General features: G+C 40.4%; 15 protein-coding genes. 3 read left to right on the top strand and 12 right to left on the bottom strand.

Translation table 11 applies throughout. The annotated features are described in order from the left end of the window. Nucleotides 1-148 precede the first annotated feature (148 nt). A complete protein-coding gene (locus tag MHI11_RS05670; RefSeq protein WP_044139865.1) occupies nucleotides 149-595 on the top strand; it encodes a ferritin-like domain-containing protein in 447 nt (148 codons plus the stop codon). 196 nt (nucleotides 596-791) lie between these two features. Here the strand turns inward: MHI11_RS05670 and MHI11_RS05665 are convergent, their stop codons facing one another. Genes MHI11_RS05665 through MHI11_RS05655 form a run of 3 tightly spaced genes read right to left on the bottom strand, consistent with a single transcriptional unit; the run spans nucleotide 792 to nucleotide 2,513 of the window. Next, nucleotides 792-1,202, bottom strand: a complete 411-nt coding sequence (locus tag MHI11_RS05665; protein WP_044140723.1) for a DoxX family protein — start codon at nucleotides 1,200-1,202, stop codon at nucleotides 792-794. Nucleotides 1,203-1,258: 56 nt separating this feature from the next. Then, nucleotides 1,259-2,098, bottom strand: a complete 840-nt coding sequence (locus MHI11_RS05660) for a M56 family metallopeptidase (protein WP_340960625.1) — start codon at nucleotides 2,096-2,098, stop codon at nucleotides 1,259-1,261. After that, on the bottom strand, nucleotides 2,091-2,513 hold the full coding sequence (locus MHI11_RS05655) for a BlaI/MecI/CopY family transcriptional regulator (protein WP_003210872.1): 423 nt from the start codon (nucleotides 2,511-2,513) through the stop codon (nucleotides 2,091-2,093). Before MHI11_RS05655 ends, MHI11_RS05660 begins: the two co-directional genes overlap by 8 nt. A 266-nt stretch (nucleotides 2,514-2,779) precedes the next feature. Between MHI11_RS05655 and MHI11_RS05650 the strand changes: the two genes are divergently transcribed. After that, on the top strand, nucleotides 2,780-3,925 hold the full coding sequence (locus MHI11_RS05650) for an AbrB family transcriptional regulator (RefSeq protein ID WP_340962291.1): 1,146 nt from the start codon (nucleotides 2,780-2,782) through the stop codon (nucleotides 3,923-3,925). 36 nt (nucleotides 3,926-3,961) lie between these two features. Here MHI11_RS05650 and lepB read toward each other — a convergent pair whose 3' ends face one another. Next, nucleotides 3,962-4,474, bottom strand: a complete 513-nt coding sequence (gene lepB, locus MHI11_RS05645) for a signal peptidase I (protein WP_041815362.1) — start codon at nucleotides 4,472-4,474, stop codon at nucleotides 3,962-3,964. Further along, complete coding sequence (locus MHI11_RS05640; RefSeq protein WP_080772985.1) at nucleotides 4,474-5,091, bottom strand: TVP38/TMEM64 family protein; 618 nt, start codon at nucleotides 5,089-5,091, stop codon at nucleotides 4,474-4,476. Before MHI11_RS05640 ends, lepB begins: the two co-directional genes overlap by 1 nt. A 150-nt stretch (nucleotides 5,092-5,241) precedes the next feature. Between MHI11_RS05640 and MHI11_RS05635 the strand changes: the two genes are divergently transcribed. Then, nucleotides 5,242-5,604, top strand: coding sequence for a hypothetical protein (locus tag MHI11_RS05635; RefSeq protein ID WP_003210969.1), 363 nt, complete (start codon nucleotides 5,242-5,244; stop codon nucleotides 5,602-5,604). A gap of 57 nt (nucleotides 5,605-5,661) precedes the next feature. Here MHI11_RS05635 and MHI11_RS05630 read toward each other — a convergent pair whose 3' ends face one another. The 7 genes from MHI11_RS05630 to MHI11_RS05600 form a co-directional block, all read right to left on the bottom strand. After that, a complete protein-coding gene (locus MHI11_RS05630; RefSeq protein ID WP_113768389.1) occupies nucleotides 5,662-6,618 on the bottom strand; it encodes an LCP family protein in 957 nt (318 codons plus the stop codon). 140 nt (nucleotides 6,619-6,758) lie between these two features. Then, nucleotides 6,759-7,703, bottom strand: a complete 945-nt coding sequence (locus MHI11_RS05625) for a siderophore ABC transporter substrate-binding protein (protein ID WP_106064948.1) — start codon at nucleotides 7,701-7,703, stop codon at nucleotides 6,759-6,761. 22 nt (nucleotides 7,704-7,725) lie between these two features. Beyond that, on the bottom strand, nucleotides 7,726-8,484 hold the full coding sequence (locus tag MHI11_RS05620; protein ID WP_044140715.1) for an iron ABC transporter ATP-binding protein: 759 nt from the start codon (nucleotides 8,482-8,484) through the stop codon (nucleotides 7,726-7,728). Continuing rightward, on the bottom strand, nucleotides 8,475-9,425 hold the full coding sequence (locus tag MHI11_RS05615) for an iron chelate uptake ABC transporter family permease subunit (RefSeq protein WP_340909790.1): 951 nt from the start codon (nucleotides 9,423-9,425) through the stop codon (nucleotides 8,475-8,477). Before MHI11_RS05615 ends, MHI11_RS05620 begins: the two co-directional genes overlap by 10 nt. Continuing rightward, nucleotides 9,418-10,368: an ABC transporter permease gene (locus MHI11_RS05610; RefSeq protein WP_044140713.1), complete on the bottom strand. Its 951-nt coding sequence runs from the start codon at nucleotides 10,366-10,368 to the stop codon at nucleotides 9,418-9,420. The genes MHI11_RS05615 and MHI11_RS05610 overlap by 8 nt, the downstream gene beginning before the upstream one ends. Nucleotides 10,369-10,534: 166 nt before the next feature. Continuing rightward, on the bottom strand, nucleotides 10,535-10,810 hold the full coding sequence (locus MHI11_RS05605) for a barstar family protein (protein ID WP_044140712.1): 276 nt from the start codon (nucleotides 10,808-10,810) through the stop codon (nucleotides 10,535-10,537). Nucleotides 10,811-10,874: 64 nt separating this feature from the next. Next, complete coding sequence (locus tag MHI11_RS05600) at nucleotides 10,875-12,044, bottom strand: MFS transporter (protein ID WP_340960624.1); 1,170 nt, start codon at nucleotides 12,042-12,044, stop codon at nucleotides 10,875-10,877. Nucleotides 12,045-12,173: the final 129 nt, after the last annotated feature.

Here is a 12,173-nt window from a genome sequence, read left to right as displayed (position 1 = left end):
CTTATGTACTCATATTCTAGCGAAAATAAAGGTAAATAGCTATTTTCCGATCACGTTCCCATTCTCCTTTCTGAAAAAAACATAGGCACCTTTCCTCACTCTTTTCATATCATAAACCATCATGAACTAAAAGGAGGCTGGCAATATCATGTATTACGGTTACTATGACTACTCGCCTTATGACATGCGCCAAAACACAAGAATCATTTCAGACCTTGAGAAAGCGATTAATGGTGAATATTCTGCGATCCAATGCTACGAAAAACTTGCCCAAAAGGCAAAAAATCCTGAAGCAAAAAAGATCATTCAAGAAATACGCCAGGATGAAGTCAGACACTATCAACTATTTTCAAAGCTATATTATTCTTTAACAGGTAAAAACCACAAACCAAGCGTAACAGAACCTTGTCCAGACCAATTCAGAGAAGGACTTATGTTTGCCTTTAAAGATGAACAAAAAACGGTCGATTTTTACTTAAGCGTATCAGACTATGTCCGGGATCAAGGAACAAAAGAGCTAATGAAACGTATCGCTCAAGATGAGCAGCAGCACGCTGTATGGTTTTTATATCTTTTAACGCACCATGCATCATAGATAGTCCTATTTTAATAGGAGATCGTATGTTCCGTCAAAAAATGAAATCGATATTTCGTTCATTCAATTTGTCAAAGAAAGCGCTAAATGTAGCAAAGCCTCACATCCCTTCCTTATTTTCAAACGAGAAAATGAGAATTCGACCATTAAAAAAACTCCTCTGCCACAAAGAGCAGAAGGAGTTTTTTATCATCTTTTAATGAAATTTTGCTTCATTGCTTTGCTGCTGATGCTTGAGAATCCCATCAATTGATAACAGCTTACTGCCACTAAGAGTTAAATAAAGCGCCATGACGAGAAGCGAAAGTTCAAATTCATAACCACCAACAAATCCTCTAGAAAAACCAACAGTGATAATCGCTACTGCCATAATTGGTACGAATAATGCTGCGAAAATACGTGTTCCTAGACCTAAAATCAAGGCGATACCACCGACTAGCTCAATTGTCTTGACAATGTAGGCCATGAATTCAGGTACACCGATTTGTCCGAAGAATGCTGCTGTGCCTCCCAGCCCTCCTTGATATGCCTGAAGCCCATGTAAAAAGAAAATAACACCTAAAATAACGCGTACAAAAAGTGTTCCTATTTCTTGATTTGTTTTCATATAGTGATTTCCTCCTGTTTTTACACTACACAATGTAATGTTAATAAGTAAAAAAATTAGTAATTAAGGTTGAGCATAATCATTAAGACCACCATCAGAATCGCTGAAGTGACGATTGGAATCATTGGTACATTAAAAGGAATATTGTAAGTTGGATTTAAAATTTTTTGTATTCTTAAATTCAATGCCCGATCCCCAAAGGACACCGCAAACTTTGTTTGTTTTTGAAACTGGGTTCTCTTTTTAATCAGCTTCAAAAGGGCCTGCCCTACTCCAAGCTCAGTGCCTGTCTGCTGAATGGCATAGTCATCTGCAATCACTTCACGAAAAACAGAGTAGCTTTGTCTCATATGCTTTAACACTGGAATGTACCAAATGACTTTTGTGAGCATTGAGAACATGAAAGCCTTTAAAGGATCATAGCTGTATTTGTGATGCAATTCGTGATGAACTACAGCGTCAATCTCTTCTTTATCCAGCATGTTCATGAGAGCTGTTGATAAATAAACCTTTGGGTGAAGCATCCCCATTGCAAAAGCAAGCGGTTCATGACAATGAAACATGATGATGTCATTGGCATATTTCTCAGATAAAGATTCGGTCGACTGGTGATCGACTGCAAGCATCAGATTTTGCTTGAATTGAATGTACTTTTTGATTTGTTTCGTCATATAAAAAATCGCAAAACCCAATGTGTAAAGGACTAAGGCATCCAGAAAGTATTTTAAAGGAGTGAACCCATAGAATTCGAGCACAGACTGGCATACATGGATCAGGTTATATGCTTGATTCCAGCCAAAAAAGCTTGAAAGCACGTAATACCCCATCTGATAAAAAATGGCTAAACCAATCAATATACCGCCTGAAAACAGCAGACTCGACTTCATTTTATTCATTTTGCTGCTCCTCTTTTTTAGACGCTAGCCGTGCTTCTAGTACTTTGAGTAATTCAGGATCAGCACTTTCAATCGCATCCACCATATGATTCACTGCCAGTGGACCGAAATCGTCCATCAATCCTTGTGTAATCCATTTTGTTTGCTCATTTAGAAATTCTTCTTTTGTTAAAATAGGATTATAAATAGATGAGCGCCCTTTTGTTTTTTTCTCCACAATTCCTTTTTCGGTTAAGCGGTTCAGCACAGTCATCACGGTGTTGAAATTAATCGGCTTCTCATCTGACAGCTTTTGCTGCACCTCTTTAATCGGCATATCCTCACCTTCATAAAGGATCTCCATAATTCTTCCCTCTAAAGGACCAAAAAAACGATTCAATCCCTTTTCATTATATTTAAAAGAAGGAATTTTCATGTTATCACCTCACACTATGCATTGTAGTGTAATTGAAAATGATAGTCAACTGATAACATAAATAGGGGAAAATCGTTGTATATTGACTTTGTTTTTGGTAAAAATTATATCTTTCTTTATAAAAATGTACTAACCATTTAGCGATAAGATAATCTTATGAAAATAGTGAAAAAATTCGTATTTTATTTATAGAGACTTTTGTATTATAGTAAAGTTAACAACATTTCACTTACTGAACAAACATATAGGAAGAAGGTTTACATGTGATGAAACAAGGAAACAGCCTTCGAACCGATCTCATTCTCATTGCGATAAGCGGTTTAGGTGGATTTCTTTTGTCTTTAACAGGTATGTCTATTGGCTGGATGGTAGGTACATTAATTACAGTAGCTTTTATTGCTATGCGCCGCCCCACCCTGTTTCAGCGTAAAAGAACCAACACCTTACGTATTCACAACAGATGGCTGCTCCTTGGTCAATTCATTCTAGGAATCGAACTCGGACAGAAAATGAATATGAAGGTCCTTCACATTTTCGCTGAAAATTGGCTCCCTGTGAGTTTCATGCTCGTCTTTTCTATTCTACTGGCGATGCTCTCAGGCTTTGTCTTATGGAAGCTGAGCAAAACAGATATGCTGACAAGCTTTGTCGGAACTGCCCCCGGCGGTTTATCCGCTATGCCGGGGATTGCCCAAGAGGTGGGAGCCAATACAGCTGTTGTGAGTCTTGTGCAAACGATACGTGTATTAATGGTTGTACTCACTATCCCATTTACAGTGTTTTATTTAAATACAAAAAACCAAGCGGATGCGGCTGTAGTTACGCAAGGGAGCGCTTTTTCTTCGGGCGTTTTCACCCTTTCAAACATCTCTTGGACCGCTGCGCTTATTTTAGGTGCCTGGCTCATGTCACGCCTAGCAGTTCGTCTTCATTTCCCTGCTCCTTGGCTGATCGGCAGCATGCTAGGCGTCGCAGCTCTTCAAGTTGGTGCGGGCGCACTCATAGGTTATGATTTGATTCCTTATTGGCCGGCACAAGCGAACATTGCGTCTCAAGTATTTCTAGGTGCAACCATTGGTTCAAAAATGAATAAAGAGATGTTTGTCGGGCTAAAAAACACTCTCATTGTGGCTGTCGTCAGCTCAGCTGGGCTAATTGCTGCGACTGTCCTAAGCTCTATTGCCATTGCTGAAATCACAGGTATCTCTGTCATTACAGCCATTCTTGCTTTTTCGCCTGGCGGTATTGCAGAGATGGCAACAACTGCAGTCACACTGCACGAGGATTCTACCTTTGTTGTGGCTGTACAAGTCGTCAGAATTATTCTCGTTATTGCAATGCTGCCACCGTTTTTCCGGTTCTTACACCATGTATGGGCAAAAAGGCAGCCTGATTATAAAGCCGCAAAATAAAAAAAGAGACGCTTTGCATGTGCAGAGCGCCTTTTTTTATTCGCTGGTATTCCTTTTGACACCGACAACTTGATCCTTTGAAATGGTGCCAAAATGCCGGCTGTCGAAGCTATGTATTCGGTTATCTCCGACCACAAAGTAATGATTGTTTTTGATTTTATCGTCTCCTGTGATGGCTTTCAGCTGAAAATCCCCTGTCAGGACGTTCCCCATTTTATGTTGTTTCTGCTCTTTTAAATAAGGTTCCTTCTTTTTTTCACCATCGACAAATAACTGATCATCTTCATACTTGATCGTTTCTCCTGGGAGTCCAATGACCCGCTTGATCAAGATTTGATTTTTAGGGCCGTGAAATAACACATAATCAAACCGGCTAATTTTCGTGAGTTTTGGCGAGAACTTATTGATTAATAATTCTGTTCCATCTGTAAAAGTTGGGTCCATACTAACCCCTTCTACTTTGTACGTGACAAACATGAAATTTTTTACTTGGAACAATAAGACGATGCCTGTAATAATCATCAACCATAGCAATGGCTTCTTTTTCATTAAGAGCCTCCTTTGTCCTCACGTTTGCTCATTCGAATGTTCAATCTATTTTCTACTCTCTTTCCAACATACCATAATAACGCAATAACTAGAACCGCAAAAACACTTCTTAACGGATTCTTAACTAAAGCAGAAAGATCATAACCAATAAAACTAATGATAAAGAGCATGACACACTTGCCAGATAAAGTAGCTAATGAGAATTGCCAAAAACTAATTCTTGATAAACCTGCTACAACATTGACGGCAGCAGAGGGCGTGAAAGGAAAGCAAAGTAAAATAAATAATGGACCAAACCCCCGCTTCTCCACCCAAAGCATCAATTTTTTAATGGAAGGATGCCTGCTGATAAAGTTGAGCATTCTCATCTGTCCAAATTTTCTGATTAGTAAAAAGACAAGAATAGACCCTGCACTTGCGCCAATCCAGGTCAATAAAAACCCTTCCCAAAGACCGAATGCATTTGCATTCGCTACAGCAAACGCAACGAGTGGTAAAAACGGAAGAAATGCTTCTATTAAAGGGAGCAATATGGCCACAATCGGTCCAAAGGCCTTGTAGCTCTCAAAAAATGATGTGATATTTTCGTGAGTAAATAGAGAAAGAAATGATGTCAACTTGTTTGACTCCTTCAAGGTTTGTCTACTTTTCATTTTACATGGAAAACATAAAAATATACAAATGAATCCCCCCCTTGAGATTATTTGACTCATTCGGTATAATAAACAAGAACATGTGTTCTATCAAGAAAGAAAGCAGGCTTGGACATGACGAGACTATCAAGAATACAGCTTCAGATGATGGAACAGGCCATCTTTCTTCCAATGGTCGTCTCCATCCTCAATCGTGATTTGACTCACTTAAAACAACATCAAACATTCAAACTAAATGAACCATACATTCAGCTTGTGACCTCCGCCTTAAAGGAAGCACAGAAAGCACTTTATGAACTAAAGCAGCATTTACGTAAAGAAAAAATGAAGGTACAGCAAATTGAACACGATGAAGGATTTACAACGTATCTATTTATCATGGATGGCTATGAAGAAAAACATAAATACTTTAATCCACGTATACGTCACCGGGTAGAGGAACTACTGACTCGTTATTTTCTTCATCAAGCGAATTGAAGTTGCTTATTGTGGCGCTAAGCAAAAAGCCTGCCACAGCGGCAGGCTCCTACTTATTTATGATAATTCAAGCTGTTCTCTCAGCTCTGTTCTCACTTCTTCTAATCCAGCGCCATCTAACTCAAAGTAATACACATTCCCAGGCTGATAATCATGGCCCTTTAGCTGAATGGGATCCACTGATTTCAATGAGCTCAATAATGGGAAAAGACCGATAAACTGCTTCATGGACAGATTGGTTGAAACATTATCACCAAGTGTATCAATGATGTTGTCATAGGATGGGATCGAAGAAATGGATTTAGACTTTTCAAAGATGGCTTGAAGTGCTTCCATTTGGCGCTTCCCGCGCATGAGGTCACTATCTGCCTTTCTCGTTCTTACAAAGGCTAATGCTTCTTCGCCATTTAACGTATGTGTTCCTGTTTGCACATGAACTTTCCCTTTTGAATCCTTTTCCATTTGTTTTGCGATACCTTCATCTTCAATCGTTACTTCAATTCCATTTAACTCGTCTACAATGTCTTGAAACGCCTTAAAGTTCCCTGAAATCACATAGTCTACCGGAATATTTAACAGGTTTTCGACCGTTTTGACTGACAAATCTGCACTCCCAAACGCATGGGCGTGGGCGATTTTATCATATCCTCTTCCCGGAATATCTACATAAGAATCACGAGGAATACTAAGGAGCTTGATGGTTTTCTCTGTTCGGTTCACAGCCGCCAGTAAGACCGCATCACTTCTTGCTTCGTCTACCGTTTCACCTGGACGGCTGTCAATTCCAAGCAGCAGGACCGAGAAGCTGTCCTTTCCTGGATCAAAAGCTTTCACACGCTTTTGCGAGGTGTCTCCTCTTTCTAATGACACTTGCGCCTTATTCGACGCTTTTGAAATTTTATAGTAGGCATATCCTGTCACGGATATTGCCATCACCATGACAAATGCCATGATAAACAGCACGACTTTCACCCAAGGTCTCAGCCTTCTTTTTGATCTTGTTTTCTCCTTCATCCTTTCCGAACCCTCACTCTATCTTAGTCTATCAATGTAGGTTCCACTATAACATATTTCAATGAAAGTTTCCTGCACGCAACATATTTTTATGAATCCACAATAAAAAAAGCCGCTCAGTATGAGCAGCTTTTCTTCCATTATTTTTGGTCAATTCCTTGTTTTACTTCATCAATCATGGCAGTCAATGATTCAAGGCCACCGCCAGATAAATACCACATGTCAGAGTTCAAATATACCACATGGTTGTTTTTGACCGCTTTGACTGATTTCACATAATCATTCTCAACAAGCTGTTTCGCAGAAGTTTCTTCTCCGATCGCTGCGCCTCGATCAATGACAAATAAGTAATCCGGATTCGTTTTGACCATGTACTCATACGAAATGCTTTGCCCGTGTTTGTCAGATGGCTCAAGCTTTTGATCTGCCGGCGTGATACCAAACACATCATGAATGAGTCCATATCTTGACTTAGCACCAAAGGCTGTCATTTTACTGTCGTTGGCCATGATCACTAAACCATTCTGTTTCAACTCTTTTGCCTGTTTCTTTAATGCATCTACTTTTTGATCAATAGCTGCTAGTTCTTTTTTGACTTCGTCTTCCTTATCAAAAATTTCCCCTAACGTCGTGGCATTCTTTTTAAATGATTCCATATAGTTGGCAGTATCTACATCCATCAAAATCGTAGGAGCAATTTCAGAAAATTCATCGAATGCATCTGATTGACGTGACTGAATAATAATCAAATCGGGCTTAATCTCTGCAATTTTTTCGAAGTTCGGCTCTTTTAAACCGCCGACATTCTCATATTTGTCATCCTCATATTTGGATAGATATTTTGGGACCACTTGTTTTGGTAATGCTGTCACATTTACACCTAGCTTGTCTAACGTATCAAGACTTCCCATATCAAACACGACGACTTTTTTCGGGTTTTTCTTGATCTTCACGCCATCTTTATTCAGCATGTCTTTTACCGTGACGGTTTCCTCTTTTGTTCCTTCTGTTTTTCCTTGGTTCCCGCAGGCAGCGAGTACAACAATCGCTGTTAATACAGTCATCATCCAAATCCATCTTTTCATACGTGATCACCTCTTCATTTTTTTAAGAAAAATATAAGCAAATACGCTCACCGTGAATGACTTCAATCGGTATGCGCATGTCATAAATTTGTTCAAGTGCATCTGCTTGAATCACTTCTTCTACTCCGCCTTCTTTGATCACCTGACCATCTTTTAAAGCGACGATATGATCGGAATACACAGATGCAAAGTTAATATCATGGAGAACCACAACAATCGTTTTCTCAAGATCGTTGACGAGCTGCTTAAATAGCTTCATCATCTCAACAGAATGATTCATATCCAAGTTGTTTAAAGGCTCATCTAAGAAAATATAATCCGTATCCTGAGCCAGCACCATCGCAATAAAGGCTCTTTGCCTTTGTCCTCCGCTCAGTTCATCTACATATTGATGCTGGATATCGGCAAGCCTCATGTATTGGAGGGACACATCAATCATTTTCTCATCCTCTTTTGTCAGATGGCCCTGTGAGTAAGGAAAACGACCAAAGCTGACAAGTTCTCGAACGGTCAGGCGCACACTCATGTGATTGGCCTGCTTTAAAATGCTCATCTTTTTTGCTAGTTCCTGTGGTGGGTACGCGCTATATGGCTTGTCTTCTAAATAAGCTGCACCTGAGTCTGGCTGAATCAAGCGGCTCATGATTGATAAAAGTGTGCTTTTCCCCGCTCCATTGGGACCAATGAGAGAGGTCAGCTGTCCTTTTTTCACACTGACAGTTGTTTTGTGAAGCACTGTTTTTCCGTTATATGTCTTACTGACTCCCTTCATCACGACCATGAGCGACTCTCCTTTAAAAGTAAGTAAATAAAATACAACCCGCCTACTAAATCAATCAGGACACTCAGCGGCGTTTGAAAAGTAAATACCTTTTCTACAAGAAACTCCCCGCCTACAAGGGCAATCACACTGATGAAAAAAGAGCCTAGTAGCAAGTATGTATGCCGGTACGTCCGAAAGAGCTCTCGTGCGACATTTACGACGAGTAAGCCAAGGAACGTAATCGGTCCGACAAGTGCTGTTGCGATGGACACAAGAACGGCTATCACGATCAGCATCTTTTTTGTGATGCTGTCATAGTCAATTCCCAGATTCACCGCATGCTCCTTCCCAAGTGACATGACATCTAATTTGGAGCGGAATGTCCAAATGTAAAGGCACAGCGCCGCAAATAAAACAGAAGCAATGAGTAAGATATCTGTGTTCATGTGATTAAAGCTTGCAAAGGATTTATCTTGTACGACCTGGTATTCATTTGGATCAATCAGCATTTCCATAAAAGAAGAAAGGCTTTTGAACAATGTCCCAAAGACAATACCAACAAGCAGAAGCAAGAAAATGTGTTTATTTTTGCGTTTGAACATCACCGTATATAACAGCACAGAAAATAGAATCATCAGCCCAACGCAAAGGAAAAAATTCAGGTTTTTATTGACGATCATAAAATTGGTCGAGCCAAACAGATAAATAATCGCTGTTTGCAAAAACAAGTATAGTGCGTCTAAACCCAGTATGCTCGGCGTTAAGATTCGATTGTTGGTCAAGGTTTGGAAGACAACAGATGAAAAGGCAATTGCGCCTCCAGTCAATGTCATCGCCAGCACTTTCTTTAATCGACTTGGCACTGTGTACTGCCAGTACCCCATTTGAAAGGTAATGAAAATCACGATCAGTACGGCTGCAATGGCTGCAATCAGGCATAATGTTCGTTTCTTATGCATAGCGTTTCCTCCTTAATAACATGTACAGGAAGATCCCACTTCCGATGATGCCTACCATGAGCCCAACTGAAATTTCATATGGATAAATGATCACCCTTCCGAGCACATCACAAATCAGAACAAAAATGGCTCCTAGTAAGGCTGTATGCGGAAGGCTCTTTTTCAAGTGATCGCCGCGGTAGATCGATACAATATTCGGAATGATTAAGCCTAGGAATGGCAGCATCCCGACAGTTAATATGGTGACAGATGTAATCATCGAAACAATCACCAAACCAACCGCCATCACACGTTTATACGTTAAACCTAAGTTGATGGCAAAGCTCTCACCCATACCCGCCACTGTAAAGCGGTCAGCATATAAATACGCGATGATCAATAGTGGAACACTCACATAGAGAAGTTCATAACGCCCCTGAACAATAAGAGAAAAATCCCCTTGAAGCCATGCGGATACGTTTTGAATCAGATCATATTTATAGGCTATAAACGTAGATATTGAACTGACAATCCCGCCAAACATTAAACCGACTAAAGGTACATAGATCGTATCGTTCACCTTAATATGCCGCAGGATTTTTAAGAAAAGAAGATTCCCAGCTAAAGTAAATAGAAACGCGATTCCCATTTTCATGAGCGGGCTCGCATGTGTAAAAACAAGCATTGCTGCTAAAATACCAAGCTTCGCCCAATCCATCGTTCCTGCAGTGGTTGGTGAAACAAATTTATTCCTCGTCATGCTTTGCATAATAAAGCCGCATAAACTAAGGCTCATGCCAGCAAGCACAATACTCATGAGACGCGGGATGCGACTTGAAACTAACGTATGCACTTGTTCATCTGTTAAATGAAACAGCTGTAAAATGGACAGATCCTGTACACCGACAAACAGTGATACACATGCCAAACACACAAATAATAAACTTAATTGATACAACTTCATACTGGTTTCTCACTTTCTATCTAGCTCTTTCCACTAAAAATGATTATCATTATCAATTAAACGACAATTCATATATTATCACATCTAGTAAAATATTCAAATAGCAGAATGAGAAAGACGGAAACTCATAAAAAAACAGCCTGCGGTAGCGGCTGCTTTTTCACCATTATTGAATACTCACTTGAAATTGTCCCTTCAATTCCTCTTCTGCTTCTTGAAATAACTGCTTTACGCTTTCTGCATACTCGCCAAGAGCGTCCTTGCTTGTGTCAAAATTCACCCATGTTAGCTCTACTGGCAGATTTACTTCTCCTGTCAAACAGTCCCATAGGGCATCAAGATTTTTCCCGTAATAGTCAGGAAGGTGTAAAACTGTTTTTAGTTGGTCATGAAGCTCTTCTTGCGACCTGCACGATGCGCCGTCCAGCTGCACTTTTTTCATGTCATCTTCCCCTCTCATGCCTTTATTCTAAACGAATGGAAAGAAAAAGAGAAAGCAAGACTCCTCATTTTTGTTTCTGTTTGACACTCGAGATCAAAAGGATGAGACAAGCTGCCAAAACGACCAAGAAAAAGACGGTTAACACCATCTGGGTTCCGTACAGATCAGCGAAAAGCCCGACAAAAACACTTGGAAGTCCCAGACCTAAATAGGCAAACAAATAAAAACCTGCAACGGCTCTAGCTGCCTCCTTTTTTCCCCGCTCGACAATAAGCTGAAGACCACCTAAATAAGTAAATCCATAGCAGGCAGTTCCCGCAATCATCGTTCCGGCAAGCACAAGAATGATGGACCCACTATTTGCTCCAAATAGCAAGAGACCGTATCCGCATGGAAGACAGATAAATCCGGCAAGGAGCGCTGCTGTGCTATTCATTTTGCGAACAAAAGGCTGCATCAGGACACCTGCCATATTAATCAAAAACAGTGCCGGACCTACCCATAATTCATATCCATTCAATTTAAGCTGTGCTGGCAAAACCGAAATGACGAGGCCGCACACCGACCACGCGACAGCAATCGCTGCATTCGCTGGCATTGTTCCTTTTGGAAATGTTGGCATATTCATCATCCGTTTACCTGAATCTCCTTGTACAGGTGGAACGAAAAAGAAGACACCCACGATCGTTAGGATTAAAAAGCCCAGCACAATCCAATAACTAAGCGGCGCAAGCGACACATGCTTAAAAGAAAGAAGTGCCGTAAAAAGAGCACCGCCCCCAAAGCCAACCGAACTGCATAACGCAATAAAAGTTGGAATCCAGCTTGATTTTTCTGGATATAAAGCAATCAAATAAGCGGTGCATGTACCAACACTCAGGCCAAGCCCCACCCCTTGCAGCAGCCGGGCCAAAAAGAGCATCTGAATGGTAGGATGTACGATCATCAATAAGGTAGCACATAACGAAAAACTAAGTGCGACCAATAAAACCGGTTTGCGTCCAGCACGGTCAGATATCCCGCCAAGAAAAAGCAAAACTGGAATCAGTCCAAAGACATATGCAGCAAATAAAAGGGCTGTAGCTGCTTTTCCGTACCCTGCTTGTTCGGCATACAACGTATAAAGGGGCACCTGCAGGTTCACTGCGGTTGTAATCATAAAAAGACCAAATAAAACAAATATAAATGGAATGATGGATAGGGGTGCGGTTTCTTCTTTAGATGCAGGGATCATTTCACTCTCTCCTCTAGTCATAAGCATATGAGAACAGTGTACACACCTTTTGGCTTACTTCCTATATCCAAAAATGATGCTGTTGACCACTCCATATTTCCGTGTCATCATGTTATATGTGACAATGAG

It is taken from the genome of Bacillus sp. FSL K6-3312 (assembly GCF_038007485.1).
Classification (GTDB): domain Bacteria; phylum Bacillota; class Bacilli; order Bacillales; family Bacillaceae; genus Bacillus; species Bacillus pumilus.
The sequence above is the reverse complement of the archived record's forward strand: the minus strand, read 5'-3'. Positions and strand labels throughout refer to the sequence as shown.